The organism is Microvirga sp. VF16 (assembly GCF_016864375.1).
In the GTDB taxonomy this organism is placed as follows: Bacteria; Pseudomonadota; Alphaproteobacteria; order Rhizobiales; family Beijerinckiaceae; genus Microvirga.
The window spans coordinates 123,112-144,119 of the sequence record NZ_CP069358.1 but is presented as its reverse complement, the minus strand read 5'-3'; the positions used below and the strand labels follow the sequence as shown (position 1 = coordinate 144,119).

The 21,008-nt window shown below is 59.3% G+C and carries 20 protein-coding genes; 8 read left to right on the top strand and 12 right to left on the bottom strand.

Going from position 1 to position 21,008, the window contains the following annotated elements:
- Positions 1–23: 23 nt before the first annotated feature.
- Positions 24–242, top strand: coding sequence for a dodecin (locus tag JO965_RS43585; RefSeq protein WP_203447803.1), 219 nt, complete (start codon positions 24–26; stop codon positions 240–242).
- A gap of 44 nt (positions 243–286) precedes the next feature.
- Here the strand turns inward: JO965_RS43585 and JO965_RS43580 are convergent, their stop codons facing one another.
- The 5 genes from JO965_RS43580 to JO965_RS43560 form a co-directional block, all read right to left on the bottom strand.
- On the bottom strand, positions 287–553 hold the full coding sequence (locus tag JO965_RS43580; protein WP_203447802.1) for a hypothetical protein: 267 nt from the start codon (positions 551–553) through the stop codon (positions 287–289).
- 68 nt (positions 554–621) lie between these two features.
- The gene (locus JO965_RS43575) at positions 622–1,116 is read right to left on the bottom strand and encodes a c-type cytochrome (protein WP_203447801.1); all 495 of its coding nucleotides are present in this window, start codon (positions 1,114–1,116) and stop codon (positions 622–624) included.
- Between the two features lie 127 nt (positions 1,117–1,243).
- The gene (locus JO965_RS43570; RefSeq protein WP_203447800.1) at positions 1,244–1,684 is read right to left on the bottom strand and encodes a hypothetical protein; all 441 of its coding nucleotides are present in this window, start codon (positions 1,682–1,684) and stop codon (positions 1,244–1,246) included.
- A 1,515-nt stretch (positions 1,685–3,199) separates the two neighbouring features.
- The gene (locus JO965_RS43565) at positions 3,200–3,865 is read right to left on the bottom strand and encodes a ParA family protein (RefSeq protein ID WP_203447799.1); all 666 of its coding nucleotides are present in this window, start codon (positions 3,863–3,865) and stop codon (positions 3,200–3,202) included.
- Between the two features lie 881 nt (positions 3,866–4,746).
- Positions 4,747–5,013, bottom strand: coding sequence for a hypothetical protein (locus JO965_RS43560; protein ID WP_246777307.1), 267 nt, complete (start codon positions 5,011–5,013; stop codon positions 4,747–4,749).
- 293 nt (positions 5,014–5,306) lie between these two features.
- Between JO965_RS43560 and JO965_RS43555 the strand changes: the two genes are divergently transcribed.
- Positions 5,307–5,921: a polysaccharide lyase gene (locus JO965_RS43555; RefSeq protein ID WP_203447798.1), complete on the top strand. Its 615-nt coding sequence runs from the start codon at positions 5,307–5,309 to the stop codon at positions 5,919–5,921.
- A gap of 81 nt (positions 5,922–6,002) precedes the next feature.
- Complete coding sequence (locus JO965_RS43550; RefSeq protein WP_203447900.1) at positions 6,003–6,689, top strand: IS6 family transposase; 687 nt, start codon at positions 6,003–6,005, stop codon at positions 6,687–6,689.
- A gap of 179 nt (positions 6,690–6,868) precedes the next feature.
- Here JO965_RS43550 and JO965_RS43545 read toward each other — a convergent pair whose 3' ends face one another.
- The 6 genes from JO965_RS43545 to JO965_RS43520 all read right to left on the bottom strand — a co-directional run bounded on the left by JO965_RS43545 (position 6,869) and on the right by JO965_RS43520 (position 14,734).
- Positions 6,869–7,840, bottom strand: coding sequence for a succinylglutamate desuccinylase/aspartoacylase family protein (locus JO965_RS43545; RefSeq protein ID WP_203447797.1), 972 nt, complete (start codon positions 7,838–7,840; stop codon positions 6,869–6,871).
- A 92-nt stretch (positions 7,841–7,932) separates the two neighbouring features.
- A complete protein-coding gene (locus tag JO965_RS43540; RefSeq protein ID WP_203447796.1) occupies positions 7,933–9,144 on the bottom strand; it encodes an FAD-binding oxidoreductase in 1,212 nt (403 codons plus the stop codon).
- A complete protein-coding gene (locus tag JO965_RS43535) occupies positions 9,141–10,265 on the bottom strand; it encodes an ABC transporter ATP-binding protein (protein WP_203447795.1) in 1,125 nt (374 codons plus the stop codon). Before JO965_RS43535 ends, JO965_RS43540 begins: the two co-directional genes overlap by 4 nt.
- Complete coding sequence (locus JO965_RS43530; RefSeq protein ID WP_203447794.1) at positions 10,246–12,240, bottom strand: dipeptide/oligopeptide/nickel ABC transporter permease/ATP-binding protein; 1,995 nt, start codon at positions 12,238–12,240, stop codon at positions 10,246–10,248. The genes JO965_RS43535 and JO965_RS43530 overlap by 20 nt, the downstream gene beginning before the upstream one ends.
- A 7-nt stretch (positions 12,241–12,247) precedes the next feature.
- Positions 12,248–13,174 carry an ABC transporter permease gene (locus tag JO965_RS43525; RefSeq protein WP_203447793.1) on the bottom strand — a complete coding sequence of 309 codons (927 nt, stop codon included), beginning with the start codon at positions 13,172–13,174 and terminating at the stop codon, positions 12,248–12,250.
- Positions 13,175–13,201: 27 nt separating this feature from the next.
- Positions 13,202–14,734, bottom strand: coding sequence for an ABC transporter substrate-binding protein (locus tag JO965_RS43520; RefSeq protein ID WP_203447792.1), 1,533 nt, complete (start codon positions 14,732–14,734; stop codon positions 13,202–13,204).
- A gap of 199 nt (positions 14,735–14,933) precedes the next feature.
- Here JO965_RS43520 and JO965_RS43515 point away from each other — a divergent pair, with 199 nt between their 5' ends.
- Complete coding sequence (locus tag JO965_RS43515; protein WP_203447791.1) at positions 14,934–15,845, top strand: LysR substrate-binding domain-containing protein; 912 nt, start codon at positions 14,934–14,936, stop codon at positions 15,843–15,845.
- A 142-nt stretch (positions 15,846–15,987) separates the two neighbouring features.
- Here the strand turns inward: JO965_RS43515 and JO965_RS43510 are convergent, their stop codons facing one another.
- On the bottom strand, positions 15,988–16,941 hold the full coding sequence (locus tag JO965_RS43510; protein ID WP_203447790.1) for a LysR substrate-binding domain-containing protein: 954 nt from the start codon (positions 16,939–16,941) through the stop codon (positions 15,988–15,990).
- A gap of 165 nt (positions 16,942–17,106) precedes the next feature.
- Between JO965_RS43510 and JO965_RS43505 the strand changes: the two genes are divergently transcribed.
- From JO965_RS43505 to JO965_RS43490, 4 genes are all read left to right on the top strand, one after another.
- Positions 17,107–18,144 carry an ABC transporter substrate-binding protein gene (locus tag JO965_RS43505; protein ID WP_203447789.1) on the top strand — a complete coding sequence of 346 codons (1,038 nt, stop codon included), beginning with the start codon at positions 17,107–17,109 and terminating at the stop codon, positions 18,142–18,144.
- An 86-nt stretch (positions 18,145–18,230) separates the two neighbouring features.
- Positions 18,231–19,283 (top strand): ABC transporter ATP-binding protein, encoded by a 1,053-nt coding sequence (locus tag JO965_RS43500; RefSeq protein WP_203447788.1) that lies wholly within the window; start codon positions 18,231–18,233, stop codon positions 19,281–19,283.
- Between the two features lie 14 nt (positions 19,284–19,297).
- Positions 19,298–20,203: an ABC transporter permease gene (locus JO965_RS43495; protein ID WP_203447899.1), complete on the top strand. Its 906-nt coding sequence runs from the start codon at positions 19,298–19,300 to the stop codon at positions 20,201–20,203.
- Complete coding sequence (locus tag JO965_RS43490; protein ID WP_203447787.1) at positions 20,200–21,006, top strand: ABC transporter permease; 807 nt, start codon at positions 20,200–20,202, stop codon at positions 21,004–21,006. The genes JO965_RS43495 and JO965_RS43490 overlap by 4 nt, the downstream gene beginning before the upstream one ends.
- The last annotated feature ends 2 nt before the right edge of the window (positions 21,007–21,008 follow it).

The window sequence follows — 21,008 nt, the reverse complement described above, 5'->3', positions numbered from 1 at the left end:
TGAACAGGGGAGGGGAGCCTACGATGTCCGACCACGTCTACAAAGTCGTTGAACTGGTGGGATCGTCGACGAACAGCATCGAGGATGTAATCCAAACGGCGATCAAGCGTGCCGACCAGACCCTGCGCAACCTGCGCTGGTTTGAGGTGGTGCAAACACGCGGGCACGTGGAGAACGGCGAGGTTCAGCATTACCAGGGCGTGCTCAAGGCCGGCTTCACGCTGGAGGGGGAATATCCATAGGGAAGAGAGGTCACGGACCCGCTCTGTCCCAAGCCACTATGGAGCTACCCTAGGGCTTCGATCTTTTCTTCTTGCGGAGCAAAGTCGGCTGCGAGCGTCTGTTGCAGGATCCTGTCACGGATCATCCGCTTCATGTTTCCCACCATGCGGGCCATGGCATAAACCTGATCCTGCAGGGCCGTCACATCCGCCATGACCTGAAACGGCGGCTCCGGTGGGAGCGGCAGTGCGAGGTGCGTCTCCAACTCGGTCAGCAGTGCCGCGATCACGGTGTTGTCGGCGCGCAGCCGCTGCAGTTCGGCCTCAAGCATATCTGATGTCTCCTGCGCCTTTCTGGGGACTGCCGGCTTTTGGATTTTGGGGGCTCTGCTCCAAGCGGCTACTGGGGCATGACAACGGTCAGGTAAGGCGCTGAGGGCTTCTCGTTGGCCCCGACCGGACCGGGCACCTGGTTCCTGACCGGCTTCAGGCTCTTGAGATAGCCTGCCAGAGCTTTGGCATCCCCATCCGTGAGCTTGCCGTAGGAATGATACGGCATGATCGGCACCAGCTGGCGACCGTCGGGTCTGACACCGGTCCGCACCGCCGTGATGATGTCGGCCTCGCTCCACCGGCCCAGCCCTGTCTCGGGATCAGGGGTCAGGTTAGGCGGGTAGAAGATGCCGAGGCCAGGAATCTGGAAGCCGACCTCCGAGCCGGCCAGGGGACGCTGCATGTCAGGCTTACCGAGGAAGGTGCCGGGTGTATGGCAGCCGGTGCAATCCATGATGGTCACCAAGTACTCGCCGCGCTGGGTCGCGCTCTGCGCGAAGGCCAACGGGGCAGACAGGAGGAGGCCGCAGGCTGCCAAAGCGGCGCAGATGAGTGGTCTCATGGAGCATCTCTGACTGAGGTTGAACCCCGCCAAAGTGCCAGATGCCCCGTGAGAGTGAAGTGCGCAGAAGGCGTAGACGGAACCGCCTGTGGCTGAAGCATGCCATCCACAACCGGCCTCAAAACACTCAGACACTGGACTTGGATGGCTCCCTTTCCGTCCGAGAACCGGAGGAGGACACGCTTGGATGTGAGCTGTCCTCCTGGAGCAGATAGGTATTGATGAGCGCTGTAACTCGTCGGCCCAGCGCCTGATCCTCTTCGAAGTTGTCCGTGTCGAGGATCTCAAGCCTGACTTCAAAATCCGGGTCGCAAATGAGAAGGGCCGGATCCTGCTCGTCGCCGTCGCTCAGACTATCCAGGAACCAGCCCTCGTCCGGGTCCGGGTCTTCCGGATCGAGACCCGCATTCAGGCTCTCAACAATGTACCTGGCGAGACGATCGTTGATCCGCGTGCCGTCATCTTCGCCAAAGAGAAGCCGGGGCTCGCCTTGCGGATCCCGGACGACATGCTGCCGATCTCTTCCGGGTCGGGCGAGGAACAAGGTCCATTGTGACGACGGGCTCATGGGCTTTTCCTCTCGTCATTGGACGGCCGGGGAGGTCCAGGATCACCCTCCGGCCGTCATGGAGCGAAAGTGATGGCGCATCACTGTGCTGCTGCGCCTCCGAACCTGCTTAGGTTTTGCTTCACAGAGTCAAGAACGACTTCTGGGCCTTTGCGAGCAATGGCTGATGACAATTCTCCCGCTTGTCCCCGTTCTCCACGGGATTCACAGGGATTGGCGTCTCTTCTGGGCGCTGATCAACGGCAAGAGCAGGCTCGCCCCGCAGCAATCTCCGCTCTTTCCCAGCACGTGCGGGCTCCGGCAGTGTCCGAATGGTCCCAGACGGGCCAGCCAGCGCTAGTCCAGGCTGATCTCCGTCGATCCGGGCGGCGTGACCTCGACGCCGACCGGGAGCTGAGTGGCACGTCGTCGACCCGGAAGCCCATCGCTTTGAGCTGGATGAGTAGAAACGCGGCATTGCGTTTGGGTCGGCACGAGCCGGGTGATCTGAATCACGCTGCCATCCGCGGAGCCCCACGGCGCCTGCTGGACTGGTTCTGCTTTGCCCCTAGTCGTGGGAGCGTCCCGACCAGAAGGACAAGGTTCTGCGCGACCTCCTCGCACGCAGGTCGCAGCTTGGGATCAGCCATCACCGAGTGGAACCGCATTCGATAGATGTGCTGGAGAAGGGAACAGGCATTAACCAAGTCATCCGCCATCTCGTAACAGGGCGAGTTCTCGATGAGGAATGTCCGGCATCTCTGCACGCTGCGCTGAAGATCATGATGCGCAGCATCCAGATCCTCAGTGCGCAAACCACGTCCACTTAGCGCATCTGACACACTAATGTTGAATCCATCTGACAGCATTCGGGCGACATGAATGAGAACATCGCCACAGGCCCGAGCCTTCTCTTTGCCCTGCTTGTCCAGCCGAACTCGAATAGAGATCAATGCGGATTTGGCTCGTGCCAAATCGTCCTCGACAACGTCGCGCGCGCGACGATCCGTCCACCAATTGCACATGCGGTTTTCCGGGAATCAATCTGAAGGCTGATGTTCCAGGAGTCGGATCGTTTGCCACCGGATGCAAGCAAGAACGACTGTGAAACCGACCTCTGCGACACCATGATCAAGCTCGCTTGAATGTGGCCTAAGCAGTTGCTTGTGTCTCTAATGACTTGTCCGGCAATGAAGCCCTTCAATTAAGTTGACGGTGTCTTCCGACGGTATCTCGATTAATGTGACTATGCCCCTGTGAGAGGGCTCTGCCATGGCACCGGCTACGAACTTCCTGTAAAGATTCTTATTCAGCCGCTTCGCTGGTTTTGTCGCGGATCCGGATCAAGGGCGAGAAAGCAACAGGTCCGTCGTGTCACACTCATGCGGTGAGCAGGTAAACTGCTCGACCGCCGGTGTCTGCCGTTTGTAGACCGAGATCGCCTGTTGCCTGTGCATTTGGTGAGTCATGGCAGCGCCGCCCAAGATCACGCGGGTCATCATAACGGACTAGGACCCGAGCATCGGCTGAACACGCTCAGGCGGATTGAGCGTGTTTGCCCGTCATAGCCTCAATTGCCTCAAAGCTCCTTGTGAGCGCTCGCCAAAGGTTGCCGATCTCCTCTGATGCGGGTGACGTGGAGCTGAACTCGTTAACACCGGCGCCGTGGGCTAGGGAGAGCGACAGTTCAGGGCTATGAGTAATCTGACCGCCCCATGTAGGAACATCGAGCGCCTGCATCGCCCCTCGAGCGTCCCTAACCATCGGGTCATCCGAGCCATTCTTGGCCGGCGCGGCGTTGATCACCACTGCATAAGGCTTCTTCAGCTCACGGCAGACCTGGATCGTTGCCTGAATGGCGTCGACATCGAACAGCCCCGGACGCATTGGAACCACGACAAGGTCTGCGTGCCAAATCGCCTCGGCCACTGCGGTTTCGGCATTGGGCGGCGTGTCGATCAAAACCCATTCGACTCCATCGCGCCGCGCCTTGGCCAATGTGGCCGCGAGATGCTTGGTGCCGACGTGGAGCGAAAGATCCCCTGTGTCCCGGACCTTATGCCAAAGGGCCAGAGATCCCTGCGGGTCTGCGTCAATCAGGAGCGTCGGCTGAGAATGCGCGGCCATATAGCTCCCCAAATGCGCGGCAAGGGTGCTCTTTCCAGAACCGCCCTTGCGGGAAGCAAAAACCAAAACATTCATGCCAGTTCTCCCACTCTGGGCAGATCGATGGTGGTCGTGATTACGAGGCTGTAACTGCGTTGGAACGCGTGCCGAAACCAAACGAGGCGCATGAGCGCGCCCCGCTTGTTGTCGTGGAAAGACCTGCTCGTTGTCCCAGATCGATCAGGCAATGCATAGTCGCGCGCGTATGGTTAACAGAGTATTGATCACGGCCGCGGACCGATGATCTCATTCCATAACCGCGTATCCAGCATTCTGTGTCCCTGAGGCGCTCACGACCAGCCAGGAGATCCGCCGACATACGGACAAAGGCCCGTCAGTGGCAGTCTAGAATCTAGTTCAAATATCCAGAAACGCCGGTGGTTTCGTTAAGTGTTCTTAACCACATCGAACCAGCGGTTCTCGAATCATAAAGCCGGATCGCGAATCGAACTTCGGTGCGAACACTAGGCGATCTCGAATTCAGTGCGTAACTTCGAATCGCCCGGAACCGGGCTTTTACATGCGAATTGATTCGGCCTTTTCAGCTAAATGATTCTGCGCAAAGAAGTTTCCCACCGCTGAATTGATCTATTGTGAATGGATTCTTGACGCGTGACTCCACAGCCAACTCAGAATCGGGCATCTCTCGGAAGGGGATGGCACATTAACTGAGTATAGCCATTGGGCTGGCCGACAAGGTCAGTTTTTGCACAGCCCAAGTCGTTGATTTCCCTCGGCGCGAGATTTTTCCTTGACGAGTACTGAGTAGTATTCGCCGTTAATGTGACATCCCCCCTTGGTTTGCTATTTGCGACCGGTCGCCGGGGCCGGGGCTGCGCTCGGGAGTTGCAACTCGTCAAGCCCGTCGGCGCGGCCGAATGGCGTCATGCTTTGCGCATAGCAACTTGTCATTACACTCATGGCCGTTTGTCCTTGATGACAAGCTTGCCGACCACAAGCTCGTCGATTTCAAGGCGGCCGACCCGCGCCTTTCCAATCACCAGCCGTCCAACGGCGAGAGCGCCAACTGCAAATGCACCCAAGGCCATGGCACCGAATGCCACGGCACCTACAGAGGAAACTCCTATCCTGACCGTTCCGAATGCTGCACTTCTGATGGTCGCCGAGCTGGCGGCGGTTCCGTTCCGGCTGACTTCAGGACGTTCTATGCGATCGCCCATCATTATCCCGGTCTCCTCAAGCTTTGGGAAGCTGGTTCAGGCGGAGATTACTCGGGTGCGGCCGTCCTCGATAAGAAACCATCTGGCGAGGCAGAATTCCGAGCACCCTGCTATGCTACGAAGTCTGGCACTCGAACAAACGCTCGTGAGGTCCGATGGTGAAGCTGCTCTCGATCGTTCTCATGCTCCTCGTAGCGAGTGCGACAGCTAGAGCCGAGGCATTTTCCCCTTTCAGGCGGAGTCTGAGTGATCGACCACACGGCGTCACAACGGTCCCGGGATCCAGGAGAGGGTCGGTGCAGAGGTTTGAGGTGCGCCCCGGAGATTGCACCTCGCGTGACTGCTTTAGGGATCGAGAACGCTCAGAGTTGGGGGAAGTCGACGCGTCGAGCCGTGTGGGAGACGAGTACTGGTATGAGTTTTCCTTCTACCTTCCAAAGGACTTCCCGAATATCTACCCGGCCAAGACAGCCCTGGGTCAGTTCCACCAGAAAGGCGTCACAAGCCCGCCTGTGCTGTTTCAGTACGGTATTCCGCAGGGCTCGAATACCTCAAGCTACTACCTCGATCTCAACCAGACTAAGCTTGGACACTTCCCCCTGATCAGTGAGCGGAACCTTCGAGGGCGCTGGCAGGACATCCGTGTTCATGCACGCTGGTCGATGGCCGCAGACGGGTTCATCCGGGTGTATGTCAACGGGCGCCTCACCGCTGACGTGGTGGGCCCAAATACGACGCACGCGAACCCGATCTACTTCAAGTATGGCGTGTATCGTTCCTTCCTGTCGCGATACAAAAGTGCCTATGGCTCATCAGAAGTGCCTGCTCAATCTGCCCTGTTCCGCTCGGTCCGCAAAAGTAAGACGATGAGGGGCCTTCTAGGTGCGGCGTCAGAGCCTATGCAGCCCTGACTTGCTCATCATGCGACTTGGAACGGCGTTGTCACGGGAAGGCGTGACGGGCTGGGCCGAAGGGCAGTAGGGTAGCAGCTCATATCGTATCACCGTCTCCAGTTCCCGCCTGAGATCATCCGGCACGCCGTCTGGCTCTACCTGCGGTTCACGCTCAGCTATCGAGATGTCGAGGAACTCCTGGCCGAACGTGGGCTGGATCTTTCCTACGAGACGGTGCGGCGATGGGTGCTCAAGTTCGGCCCCGCCTTCGCCTGCAACCTGCGACGGCGGCGATCTCGTCCGACAGACATCTGGCACCTGGATGAGATGGTGGTCTCGATCCAGGGTCGACGCATGTTTTTGTGGCGAGCGGTCGACAGCGAAGGCGAGATCCTGGACGCTCTTGTTCAGCCCAAGCGCGATAAAGCCGCGGCCATGAGGCTCATGCGCCGGCTGCTAAAGAAGCAAGGCTATGCTCCGAGCGTGCTCGTGACCGATAAGCTGGCTTCCTATGGAGCAGCGCGTCGGGAGCTGGGCCTCTCAGCTCGCCATGAGAAGGGCTTACGGAAGAACAACCGTGCCGAGGCCTCGCATCAGGTGGTGCGCCGACAAGAGCGCAAGATGCAGGGCTTCAAGTCGGCTGGCTCAGCCCAGCGATTTCTCTCTGCTCATTCCGCCGCCTACAACACCTTCAACCTCCAGCGCCATCTCATCTCCCGCCGCACGCTGCGCCTCTTTCGAGCCGAGGCGGCGGAGCAATGGCAAGCTGCGGCCGTGGCCGCTTGAATGAGGCTGGCCATCGGCCCTTTTGCTGCTCCGCTCCAGTTCCTGTGACAACGCCCATGTCGATGCATCAGAGCCCCCCGTATCGAGGAGGCGAGGCTTCAGTTGCTGCAAGTGAAGATCTCTTATAGGCTCACGACCCTGTCACAAGCAGACGCGCCACGTGTCAGGCGCTGCCAGCGTCACTGGGTTCGGGCCGTACCCGTATTGCCGATCAGTTCGCCTTTGCGCACAAACGCTCGTGCTCTTTGGCGCAGGATATATCCTGCTTTTGATGCATGAATCTTGATCGGTTCGGCCGATGCGCCAGCAACCGGATGCAACAATGCAACAACATGCCCTTCATGGACGGCAGCGCCCAGGTCGACACGATGTTCAATGATGCCGTCCGTAGGGGCCATATACTGATTGGCATCAGTTACGTCGACCCGGATAACATCCTTGGAAACTGCTCCTTCTGATCCGGCTAATACGCCGAAATTTTTGAGACCGCGCACAATACCGGAATACATGATTTCTACATCGCGTTCAGTGATGTCGCCACCCGACCCACCTTCGATCTCCACCGAGGCTACTCCAGCCGATGGCGAAGATCCCGCTGATGTCGAGGCGATTCCGTCCACATACTGAATGAAACGGTAGCCCCAGCCTTCCATCACCCTTTCCAGCTCACTGTCGCCCACACGACAGCCAGGTGCCGTGAAACCGAAGATCATCGGGACCACCTTGAAGTCACCGCCGCCTGAATGGACGTCCACCAGCAGGTCGAACGAGGGAAAGACCTCTCTGTATAGGAATGCAGCGAGTCTCTCCGTGGCGGTTCCATCCGGCTTTCCGGGGAAGACACGGTTCATGTTATGGCCGTCTAGCGGTGAAAGCCTGCTGCCTTTCTGCGACGCAGGAAAGTTCAGTGTCGGGATGATGGCGAGCCGTCCTCGAATATCCGAGGGGGAGAGTTCATCAATGAGCCGCCGGAGCACGATCTGAGGTTCATACTCGTCTCCGTGGATGCCGCCACACAGGATAACGCTGGGGCCGGGTCCGTTATTGATGCTGACGAGAACATCTTCGGCAAGCCCATCAGGCCTCTCCAAGAGAGTGCGAAGATCGAAGACGGACTTTCCCCTGGAATCGAGATCAAGTCTTTTGCTCATTTAGATTTTCCGGTCGGTTGGAGGATTACGATTAGCAGCAGCTCGGCGGAGTGTTGCCTGGGCCGCATCGCGGCGGTCCAGACGACCAGAGCTCATGCAGAAAGCGCCATGGATTGCAGTGTGGCGGATTTCGACGCCGTCGATGCCAGAGTAAACCGGGTCGGAGAGAACGGTTCAAGCTCGGGGGGCTTGCGACCGCTCGCGACCCAATCCGCAAAAAGCTTCGTAAATCCTAGTGATATCGCAAAGCCATGGCCGGACCAGGCATAGCCGAAGTAGATATTCTCGGCCGCTTCAGGCTGTCCGATCACCGGAACGGCATCAAGAGCGACGGTCTCGACTCGAGTCGCGTCAACCTTCAGGAACTCCGACCTGTCGAGGAATGGCAGAGTCGCAATCGCGTCGGTTAGATTGATGGCGGTAGAGCTGAGGGAGCCCTGCGCGACCCTGCCGTTTTCATGCGTGACACTAACTCCTCCCGAGAGCATGACGGTGCCATCCGGCAATTGCTTGACGGCAAGCCGGCGATGCGCATGCGACAACAGGTGATTGACCGTTCGGTTCTCAGGGTTCGTCACGTACATCATCTGTGGCATCAAATTCCACACGTGGGGCACCTCGTGTGGGTTGAGAATGGGCGACAACAGTTTCGGAACGCCAGCGTTGCACAGCAGGAAAAGCTTGCTGCCGACGGTGATCACCTCGCCGTTCTCGATGCGAACTGCCTTTGCCGTAGATCCCTGCTTGATGATCTCGATCACCCTTGCCTTTGATCGGATAGTGACACCGACGCGCTCGGCTGCCGTAGCGAACTGGCGTGTCGCAAAAGTATGGTCACCAACGCCATCATTGGGGCAATAGAGTCCGCCAATGATGCTGCGCGTCATTTCCGGCTCCCTCTCCAGGACCTCATCTCTGGAGAGAACGCTAGTTGGTGTTCCTAATTGTGTCTGGATGGCCGCCTGAGCCTCCATGCGGCCACGGATTTCGTGCTCGCGGTAGCCGTAAGGCGCATCATACACCTGCAAGCCGCCGACCCGCCGGTAGCCGACACCTCCTTCGATCTCGGATTCGAACTTCTGCCAGCGTTCCAGAGCCTGCGAGATGACGGGTAATTCGCGGATGTCCCGACCATTGGCACGAACACCGCGTTCTCCGGGTCCGCCCGATGCGCCAGAGGCGATTTCATGGGCTTCCAGGAGGATGACACTGTATCCGCGACTGCCCAATTCGAAGGCAAGGCTCGTACCATAAATTCCTCCGCCGACGATCACGATATCGGCAGCGGTTGCTCCAGTCGTCATGACTTTCTCCTGTTTGATGGAAGCGGGTGTGAGTTCTCATCGCGGGCACATCGACGACCTGCGAAATGGCAGGTCACAAGAGTACCTTCATCCGGAATCGCCTGTTGAACCGGCACCTCGGTCACGCACCGGGACGGAAGCCGTCCGAATGGCCTCTGTACAGCGTCGACGCCGGCTGCTTCGCCAAGCCTCCGGGCAAGGGGACAGCGGGTGTGGAAGGAGCAGCCACTCGGAATAGACGAAGGGCTCGGCACCATACCCTCGAGGATCATGAGATCACGGGTCTTCTCGATCCGCGGATCCGTCGTTGCGACTACTGAAAGCAGGCTTTGCGTATAGGGATGATGCGGCCTCGATGAGATGGCTGCGGCAGGGCCGATTTCGACAAACCTGCCCAGGTACATCACGCCGACCGCGTCGGCCATGTGCCCTACAAGCGCCAGATCGTGCGTAATCACGATATAGGTCAGCCCAAGCTGTTCCTGCAGGTCCATAAGCAGATTGATGATCTGCGCCTGAACCGAAACATCAAGGGCACTGACAGGTTCATCCAGAACAAGGATCTCCGGCTCACAGATGATGGCCCGCGCGATGGCGACCCGTTGCCGTTGCCCACCGGAAAGTTCATTTGGATAGCGGTCAAGGTGATCTGGGGTGAGGCCGACCTGACGGATCACGGTCATGATACGACTCTGGCGCTCGCCTCGGGTTGCGCCGATGTTATGGACGTGGAGTGCTTCCTCAAGCACCGCATGGACGCGCATGCGTGGATCGAGGGAGGCACGAGGGTCCTGAAGCACAAGCTGCACCTTCCTGCGCATAACCCGCAGTTCGGCCTCGCCGCACGCACCCAGAGACTGACCATCGATCTTGACATCGCCGACCGTCGGTCGAAGCAGCCCAACGATGAGTCGAGCCAGTGTGCTCTTGCCAGAGCCGGACTCACCGACTACTGCAAAGCAGCTGCCACGAGGAATATGAAAGCTGACGCCGTCTACGGCGCGGATGGGCTTGCCGGTGTTTCGGGAGAAGAGACCCGTCGTGACGGGAAAGTGCTTGCTGATATCCTGCGCGACGATGACCTCTTCAGGGAGTTCGTCCTCAACGAGATGCGGGCGCATTGACCAACTCCTCTGCAAAATGGCAGGCAACCATTCTCCCCAGAACAAGGCGGGGCTTGGGGCTCTTGCTGCGGCAGCGGCCACGGTTGCGTGAAAAATGACACCGCGGTTCGAAGGGGCACCCCTCGGGGACACGGTCCACGGAAGGCGGCTCTCCGGAGATCGCCTGCAGCCGGACGCGATTTCCGTGTTCGGAGAGCCCCGGCGAGGACTGCTTCAACGCAACGGTGTAGGGATGGGCTGGAGTCACCAGAACCTCATCGACCGTTCCGAACTCTACCAGTTCGCCCGCGTACATCACTCCGACGTCGTCGGCATAACGTGCGACCAGGCCGAGGTCGTGCGTCACAAGCAGCATCGTCATGCCGCGACTGCGCTGTAGCTCGCGCAGCAGGACGAGGATCTGCTGCTGGACGGTGACGTCGAGGGCACTGGTCGGCTCATCAGCGAGAAGCACATCGGGATCTTGAGCAAGCGCCATGGCGATGACGATGCGCTGCTTCATGCCGCCTGAGAACTGATGGGGATACATATCCAAGCGGCGTTCTGGATCGGCGATCTTGACGTCCTGGAGCAACGCTATGGCGCGGGAGCGGGCCTCGGCGGAGGAACGCGAGGTGCCTTGCCGAATAGCCTCCTCGAGCTGCTGGCCGACCGTCAGGACTGGGTTCAGTGCACTCGCCGCATCCTGAAAGACGACCCCGATCTTTTTGCGACGCAGCTCCTGTACCTCTTTCGGCGAGAGGCCGCGAAGCTCAGTACCGGAAATCGAAGCGCTGCCGCCGATGATCCCGGCTTGACGTGGCAACAACGTCGCAACAGCACGCAGCAGTGTGCTCTTGCCGGATCCGGACTCGCCCACGATGGCTAGGGTTCGCCCCTTCTCGACGGCGAGACTGATGCCCCGGACGACTTGGATCGGGTTTGTTGATGGGAGGAAGGCGACCCGGAGATCCTTCGTTTCAATGGGCTTGAGTGCCGGGTCGGTGTCGGAGTGATCCCGAACCGGGTTTGGGTGGGCTGGTCTTGCTCTGCCGATCAGATCGGAGAAGATGGAGCCGAATTTCGATCGGCTGTGCACGGCTGTAGGGTCATAGACAGTACGTAGAGCCTCTCCCAGAAGATTGAAGCCCAGCGCAGAGAGGGCAAGACAGAGCCCTGGGAACGTTGCAAGGTGCGGATGGGAGCGCAGGTAGGATCGGCTCTCGCCCAGCATGGTTCCCCATTCCGGCTCCGGCGGTTGGGTTCCCAGGCCGAGAAACGAGAGCCCCGATGCTGAAAGGAGCGTCGTCGCGAACAGGAGGCTTGCGAGAGTAAGCAGGATGCCTGCGATATTCGGCAGCACATGCCGTATCATGACTCGCAAGGGCGAGCAGCCCAGAGAGACGCTTCCCTCGACATAGGGTTCGGCTAGGGTGCTCTGTGTGACGGCGCGAGCCGTGCGGGCGAAAACAGGGACGGAAACGATCCCGACAGCCAAGATGACATTCTGCGTATTTGCACCCAGGATGGCCACGATGGCCAAGGCGAACACGATGTCGGGAAAGCTGAGCATGATGTCGATGCCGCGCATCAGCAGAAAATCGAGCCGCCCGCCGCGATAGGCCGCGAGCATTCCAAGCGGCACACCAATCAGGAACGCGAACACGACACCTCCAATCCCGATGCCGAGGGAGGTTCTTGCTCCTGTTAAGACCCGGCTGAACACGTCTCGTCCCAGCTGATCGGTGCCGAACCAGTGGGCCGCGGACGGGCCTTTCAGCGTCTGAGCGAAATTCTGGCCATAGGGATCCAGCGGTGCGATCCAGGGACCGGCGATGGCCAGCACCATGCATAGTCCGACAATCGCCAGGCCGAGGAGGCCTTTGGGTTGCATGGCGAGGGCCGCAAGAAGGCCCATGCCGCGCCGACTGCCAGCTGCTTCTCGAGTGGAGCTCACGATGGCGGTTCCGGGTTCAGCTGTGGATGTCATCATTCCCTCCCTACGCTGCGCCAGCGCTTTGCCGGGTCCGCGGATCAAGCCATTGCGTAGCAATGTCGGTCAGGAGATTGATCATCACGAAGAAGAACGCGAACATCAGGATCGCATACTGAATGACGGGGTAGTCGGCGCGCGTGACGGCGTCGACGAGCATCCGACCGACGCCCGGAATGCCGAACACGGTTTCCGTGACGACGGAGCCGCCAAGCATTGCGCCGAATTGCACGCCCGCAACAGAAACCGAGGCGACCAGCGAATTTCTCAAGGCATGGCGAAGCAGCACCTGCACCTCGCTCAATCCTTTCGACCGAGCAGTGTCGAGGTAATCCTTGCCGACGACCTCCAGCAGGCTGGCCGTTACTAAGCGGCTGAACATAGCTGCAGGGCGCGTTGCCACTGCCAGGATCGGAAGAACGAAGTGCGCCCATGTCTGCGCGCCGGCCGCCGGCAGCCAGCCGAGATAGACGGCGAACAGCCATATGCACAGCAATCCGAGCCAGTAGATTGGCATGGATATGCCAGCGAGAGTAATCGCCGTGATCAGGGTATCTGTCCAGGTGCCCTGGCAGAGCGCAGAGGCGAGTCCTGCAATGGTCCCGAGCAGGACGCCTACGATAAGGCCGCCGATGGCGATGATCAGTGTATTGGGAAGCCGCTCGCTAATCTCGATTGAGATTGGGCGACCGGTCCGCAGCGACACCGCAACCTCAGGGTTGACGATGCCCTCCAGGAAGTGGGCGTAACGGGTGAGAGCCGGCAGGTTCAGCCCCATGCGTTCGCGGATGACCTCTACCTCTTCAGGCGTGGCCATAGGACCCGCCTGAATGCGCGCAGGGTCGCCCGGAATGAGATCGACAAACCAGAACACCAGGAGCGAGACGATCACGAGTGTCGGAATAGCCGCTATCATACGCTTGAACACGAACATGGGCCTGGGCTCTCACCTTGAGGGACGTTACTGCAGCGAAATCTTGTCGAACTGCATCGTCTCGTTGGGCTGAACCTGGAAGCCCTTCACCCGGTCAGAAACCCCAACCGCCTGGGTCTGGTACCAGAGGAAGACGAAGGGGCGATCCTCCCAGATCTGCTTCTGGATCTCGGCATAGATTTCCTTCTGCTTCTTCAGGTCAGTGGTTGCGCGGCCTTCGGCCAGCAACTTGTCGATCTTTGGGCTCGAGTAGCCGGTGGTATTGGCTCCGACGCCTGTCTTAAACAGGCGGTAAAGCGTGAAGTCCATTCCCGCGGTTGCGCGGCCGACCATACCCATATTGTCTTCGCGCTTGTCCGGCTTGCGACCTATGATCTCGCTCCAAGTTCCACGATCCACGACCTTTGCGTTGGCATTGATTCCGATCGCCTGGAACGAACCCTGGAGGGCTTGGCAGACCATGGCATCCTTGATGTAACGACCGTTGGGACAAACCATCGTGATGCTCAACTGGCCGGGGCCATATCCAGCTTCCTGCAGGAGTGCTTTTGCGCGCTGGGGGTCATAGGGGATCGGATCAAACGTCACGCGGAGCTCATTCTGGGTTCCGGGTCCGGGCATCGTGACGGAAGGGGTGCCGAGTCCGCCGAGAATGCCTTCTACCATGCCTTTTCGGTCCACAGCCAGGTTGAGCGCTTCCCGAACCTTGGGATTCTCCATTGCGCCGCGCAACACGATCTCCATGTTGATGGAGAACATGCTCGGTGGCTTCATGACGGATGCCTTGTCGAGAGCATCGATCGCCGCAATGGATTCCGGCGGCACGCGCTCGACGATATCGACTTCGCCCGTTTCCATGAGAGCCATGCGCGATCCGTCCTCGGGAACCACGAGAAACTCGATGGCCTCGAGCTTCGCCGGAAACTTGCCCTGATAGCTCGGGTTGGGGACAAGCCGGTATCGCTCTCCGCCGACGAAGCTTTCGACCTTGTAAGGTCCGCTCCCGACCGGCTTGCGGCTGTGCTCCGGTCCCATTTTCTCGATGGCTGAGACATTGACGATCGTTGCCGTCGTCGACGCTAGCAGGAGCAGAATGTGGCCGTTCGGCTCCGCCGTGTGAAACTGGATGGTCTCATCATCTGTTGCGGTCACGCGCTGGATCGACGAATAGAGGCCGCGGTAGATTGAGGCGACCTTCGGATCGAGCAGCCGATTGAACGATGCCGCCACAGCTTGCGCGTTCAAAGGATCGCCGTTGCTGAATTTCCGACCCTTCTCGATCTTGACGGTAAAGACCTTGCCGTCGTCCGAGTAGCTGTAGTCCGTTGCAAGCTCTTTGACGACGTTGTTTTCGGCGTCGAGGCGGAAGAGCCCCTCAAGGACATGCAGGTCGACCGTGTTGCCGGTCGGCAGATCATTGAAATGCGGGTCGAATGTTTCTGGGTCAGCTCCGACAGCAATCTTCAATACGCCTGAAGGAGCAGCATAGACAATTGCGGTTGTAGATAGAAATAACGTAAGGCTCGCTGTCAATGTATTCAGCAGAACATATTTGCGCATCACATTCTCCCTTGTTTCTGTCGACTATGGTCGGCACTAAGAGCAGGGATGAATACTTCATCGCTGCTGAACAACTCTGGAGACCCGCTGTTATTTCGTTAAGGAGCGTGCGGGTTTATTTTTGACAACATTCAGCTTACGTGGCATCCATCCTGCGTCAAATTCATAAAGTTCGGGCGGTCATAACCGGAGGTTATCCATGCGCTTGACTTACCGGCAGATGGAGTTCTTCAAAGCGATCATGGAGCGTGGCACCATTACGGAAGCCGCCAATGCACTTCGGGTATCGCAGCCTGCCGTCAGCAAGGCATTGAAGGCTCTTGAGGACGAACTGGGCCTCAAGCTGTTCGAGCGAACCCAGAGCGGCCTGATGCCGACATTTGAAGCCCGCACCTTCTACAAGGAGGTCGCCCGCAGTTTCATAGGGTTGGAAATCCTTTCGGGAATTGGGCGCGAGCTGCACGAGTTGAAGCACGGCCGCCTTGTGGTCGGCGTCATTCCGGCGCTATCCATGGGCTGGATGCCCAAGCTCGTCGCAAGATTCCTTCAGCATTTCCCGAATGCCAATCTGACCCTCGAGACGTTTTCCTCGCCGGATATCGCCCAGATGGTAGGGCAGGGGCGCCTCGACATAGGGATCGCGCAGGCATCGACGAACGACGTGTCGATCAAGCGCACCGACCTGTTCAGCATCGACACCGTCTGCGTCATGCCGAAGGATCACCCGCTTGCCCGGAAGGACTGCGTCACGCCGCGTGATTTGACGTCCGTCTACCTTATCAGCCTTTCTCGCCCCGATATCATCCGGAAGCAGGTCGAAGCGGTGCTAGCTGAACATGGCATCGCCTTGCCGCAGCGGCTGGAGGTAACCGTCGGCAGTGCCTTGTGCAAGCTGGTCAGCGAAGGTGTCGGCGTCGGGCTGGTCGACCTCGAAACTGCCACGAACTTTACGTCAGGCATGATAGAGGTGAGGCGATTTGAGCCTCAGATCAAGATGCCGATCTCATTGCTGCAGTCGTTGCGTCGTCCGGAATCAGAACTGGAGCGGAAATTTACCGCGTTCGTTAGGGACACTGCACCGCTGAGTATCGCCGGGCTGACAACCCATTGATGCGGCAGTCAAGGAGCCATGACCTAGTGCCCGAGGTCTGCTGAAGCTGCCAAAGCTCGCGACGTTGACCTGAGCGCACTCGGGGTCGGCCAATGTTGAAACCCATCCGGCCCGAAAGCTCCGCCGCTGCCAGATAGTGAGGCTACAGGCTTGGCTTACGCTTTTTCCGCACTGGTTTCGGTGGGGCAGAGAGGATTGACGTTTCCATTGCCCGCACGTGTGCCGAGAAAGCTTCAACGAATTCTTCTGCGACAGGCGAAGGACGGCGCTGCGGTGGGAAGACTGCCGCAAACTCGAAGTCGATGCGCGGTATAAAGGGACGGGAGACGACGCCGCGCGATGCAAATTCTGCGGCTGTGAAAGGATCGCAGATAGAGACACCGAGTCCTGAGGAAACCATGCCGCACATGATCTCCGACAGAGTCGTCTCGATCCGAAGAACGCGTGAGATGCCGTGCTTGGTGAAAACGCTGTCGATCAAGTGCCTGCTGCTGCTGCCTGGCGTCAGCGAAATGAATGTTTCGCCCTCGAAATCGCGGGGGCGCAGCACCGACTTGGCGCAAAGATGATGTCCTTCCGGGAGGATGGCAACACGTGGCAGTGTCGGCATGCGCATGGAGGGGAGGCCTGCATGCGCCATCGGCGCCTCTGCGAAGCCGAGGTCGCACTGGAGGTTCAGCACCCAATCGATCACGAGTGGCGAAATCACGCCAAAGAGGGAGAAGCTAAGGTTGGGCCTGTCCCTGAGAAAATGGCCGGCGAAGCGCGGCATGAAGCCGTTGGCCAACGCCGGCAGAGCGGCGACGCGCAGCATACCGGTGCGTCGTGTTCGGATTTCCTCCGCCGCAGCGGAGATGCGGTCGAGGCCAGAGAAAGAGCGCTCGACTTCGGCGTAGAGGGCCGTCGCTGCTGCAGTCGGCACGAGGCCGGTGCCTCGTTTTTCAAACAGCGGCATTTTCAACACTGACTGAAGGTCACGCAGCAGGCGGCTCGCCGCCGGCTGGGTGATCCCCATTATGCTGGCCGCAGCGGTCACGCTGCCTGAGAGCATGACCGCTCGGAACGCCTCTACCTGCCTCAGATTGATTGCTGGCATGCGGTCTCCATTCATAACATTCAGGCATGAAGATAATGCCATTATGCATTTGACGATCAATATACGAGTTGGGATCGTTGGCCACCGTCGCGGCTCGTCGGCGGACTAATAAGAGGGACATCTTCGTCAGTTTACTGACGATTCAAAGAAGAGGAACAGAATTACATGAAGATTTCCGGCTTGTTTACCGCAGTGAGCCTCGCGGCGCTCGTCGTCTCTGCAACTCCGGCAATGGCACAGCAGAAGACCTTGTATGTCGCAGGATATGGTGGGTCGTTCGAGAAGACGATGCGCGACGAAGTCATCTCGGACTTCGAGAAGAAGCATGGCGTCAAGGTCGAATATGTCGCTGGTAATTCCACCGACACCCTGGCCAAGCTGCAGGCGCAGAAAGGCAATCAACAAATCGACGTCGCCATCGTCGATGACGGCCCGATGTACCAAGCCATCGAACTTGGCTTCTGCGGGCAGGTTCAGAACCTTCCGACAGCCGATCTGTACGACACTGCGCGGTTCAAGGACGACCGTGCCGTCGCTGTCGGCTTTGTTGCAACCGGCCTGATGTACAACAAGAAATTCTTCGAAGAGAAAGGCTGGGCCGCGCCGACGTCATGGAATGATCTCAAGGACCCCAAATACAAGGGCTTGATCGTCATTCCGCCGATCAACAACACCTACGGTCTCTACACGCTCCTCATGTTCGCGAAGATGAATGGCGGCGGTGAGAAGAACGTCGAGGCCGGCTTCGATATCATGAAGAAGGACGTCAATCCGAACGTGCTCGCCTACGAGCCGTCACCTGGCAAGATGACGGAACTCTTCCAGTCCGGACAGGCTGCCCTCGCCGTGTGGGGCACGGGCCGCGTGCAGTCCTTTGCCAATACCGGATTCCCGGTCGATTTCGTCTACCCCAAAGAGGGTGCGGTGTCGCTGCTTGCTTCAGCCTGTCCGATCGAGAAACCGAACGCCTCGCCGATCGCCTCCGAATTCATCAAGGCGATGCTGGAGCCGAAGATTCAGCTTATCCTGCTCAAGGATTACGGTTACGGCCCCGTCAACAAGAAGGTCGAGGTGCCGGCCGAACTCGGAAAGATGGCGCCGATCGGCGAGCGTGCCGCCAGCCTGTACAATCCCGACTGGACCAGCATCAACGCCAAGCGTGACGAATGGACGAAGCGCTGGAACCGTGAGGTCGAGCGCTGATACGCGCAGCGCCCTGACTTGCCGTCCGGCCTCGGTGGAAACCGGGGTCGGACCTCCTTCAAGCTCCAGAGGGTCTGACCGAGCGCATGTCCATTCTTGAACTCAACCGCGTCTCCAAACGCTTCGGCGATCATGTGGCCGTCGAAGACATATCCCTTACCGTTGCCAAGGGTGAATTCATCTCGCTGCTCGGGCCATCGGGCTGTGGCAAGACTACCACGCTGCAGATGATTGCCGGCTTCGTGGATCCGTCTGCTGGAGCCATCAGTCTGAACGGCCGCAACCTTGTGAGCGTGAAGCCCGCAAAGCGCGGTCTCGGCATCGTGTTTCAGAGTTACGCTTTGTTCCCCCACATGACGGCTGCAGAGAACATCGCCTTCGGGCTCGAGATGCGGGCCGTGCCCCGGGCCGAGCGTGAGGTGCGCGTGCGTGATGCGTTGGCCATGGTTGGGCTCGATGGATTCGCGGATCGTTACCCACGCCGCATGTCCGGCGGACAGCAGCAGCGCGTTGCCCTGGCGCGTGCACTTGTCATCAAACCCGATGTGCTCCTGCTCGATGAGCCGCTCTCCAACCTCGATGCGAAGCTGCGCGAGGACATGCAGATCGAGCTGCGTCAAATTCAGCGCAGCATCGGCACCACCACCGTTCTGGTGACTCACGATCAGACCGAAGCCATGGCGCTCTCGGATCGCATCGTCGTGATGAGCAAGGGCCGCATCGAGCAGATCGGCACACCACACGAGGCCTACGAGAGGCCGGCCTCTGCATTCGTTTCTCAATTCCTCGGTAAGACCAACGAATTTCCAGGAGAGATCGACCGGCACGCCGCCTCGCCGCGTCTCGTCGCCGGCTCCTGTCAGTGGCCGGCGCCCGCTGGGGCTTCCGGTCCCGTGATGGTCACTGTACGTCCGGAGAAGGTCGGCTTCGGCAGCGAATCCGACAGCGGACTCAAGGCCCGGATCACAAACCGCATTTTTCAGGGCAATCATTGGCTGTTCCAGTGTGAAACCGAGTGCGGCCCCGCGATCATCGTGCGCCAGAACACGGGCGAGGCACAACCAGCCGAGGGCGAGAACGTTCGCCTTGTCTGGCGCCCCGAGGACATGGTGATCCGTCCGGGAGGAGGGGGCCGATGAGCAGTTCCGCCTCCATGACATCAGTGCAGGAGCCGGCTGCTCCCGCGCCCGCCAAGCAGGAGCGCTCCGGCGCACGGGCGCCGTGGCCGCTGCTGCTGCCTGCGCTCATTCTCTTCATTGCCATCGTAATCGTGCCACTCGCCATGACGGTTCTGCTCTCATTTCACAACTGGGGACAGTACACAGGCATTCAGTTTGTGATCACCCTCAAGAACTGGCAGGAGATCTGGTCGGACCCGTACTTCTATGAAATGTTTGCCCGGACTTTCCGGGTCGCGGCGCTGGCGACCCTCGCGGCTGCCATTATTGGCGCGCCCGAAGCTTACATCCTGAACCGTATGCGCGCGCCCTGGAAAGGTTTCTTCCTGCTCATCATCCTCGGGCCGCTCCTCATTTCGGTTGTCGCGCGCACGCTCGGATGGGCTTTGCTCTTCGGCGGGAACAACGGGGTCGTCAACAAGGCCCTGATGTCGGTTGGGCTGATCGGCTCTCCCATTCCGTTCATGTTCACGGAAACCGGCGTCGTCATCGCGCTCGCCCACGTTATGATGCCGTTCATGGTTCTGTCGGTGTGGGCCGCGTTGCAGCGGGTCGATCCCCAGATCGAGAATGCAGCGCTCTCGCTCGGTGCTGGGCAGATCACGATCATGCGCCGGATCATCCTGCCGCAGATCATGCCGGGTGTGTTGTCCGGCGGGATTATCGTGTTTGCGCTCTCTGCAAGCGCCTTCGCAACCCCGTCGATCATCGGCGGCCGGCGTCTCAAGGTTGCGGCCACGCTTGCCTATGACGAGTTCCTCAACACGCTCAACTGGCCGCTTGGCGCGGCTGTGGCTGTTCTCCTTCTCGTTGCGCTCGTGCTCATCATCGTCGGCAGCAACGCGCTCATCGAGCGGCGCTATTCGGAGGTGTTCAGATGAGTCGCAATGGACCTATCGCGCTGATTTTCCACACCCTCTTCGTGATCTTCATGGTCGCGCCAATCGTTGTGGTCTGCCTTGTCGCTTTCACGCCAGAAGGCTACCTGTCCCTGCCCACGAGCAGCTTCTCGCTCCGATGGTTCCGCACCATCGCTGCTTACCCTGAGTTCATCAACGCCTTCTGGGTCAGCCTGTGGATCGGCGCAGTCTCCTCTGTCGTCGCGCTCCTGTTCGCAGTGCCTGCGGCTCTTGCAATCGCACGCCACCAGTTCCGTGGCCGCGAGGCATTGTCGGCCCTGTTCCTGTCTCCGTTAATGATCCCGCATGTCGTGCTCGGCATCGCGTTCCTGCGGTTCTTTACTCAGACGGGGCTTAGCGGCACTTTCACGGCGCTTCTCATCGCCCACGTCGTCGTGGTGTTCCCGTTCGCTCTGCGCCTGACCCTGGCCGCTGCAACAGGCATGGACCGCTCGGTCGAAATGGCGGCCGTGTCTCTCGGTGCCAACAACTGGACGCTGTTCCGCCGGGTGACCCTCCCGCTTATCCTCCCCGGAGTTGTGAGTGGCTGGGCGCTCGCCTTCATTCAGTCGTTCGATGAGGTCACCATGACGGTGTTCCTTGCTGCGCCGGGCGTCGAGACGCTTCCGGTGCGCATGTTCCTCTACATCCAAGACAATATCGACCCACTCGTGACCTCGGTATCCGCAAGCGTGATCGTGATCACGATGCTCGCACTCATCCTGCTCGATCGGTTCTACGGCCTCGAGCGGGTGCTCGCCGGACATAGCGACCGCGGGCGGTAAGG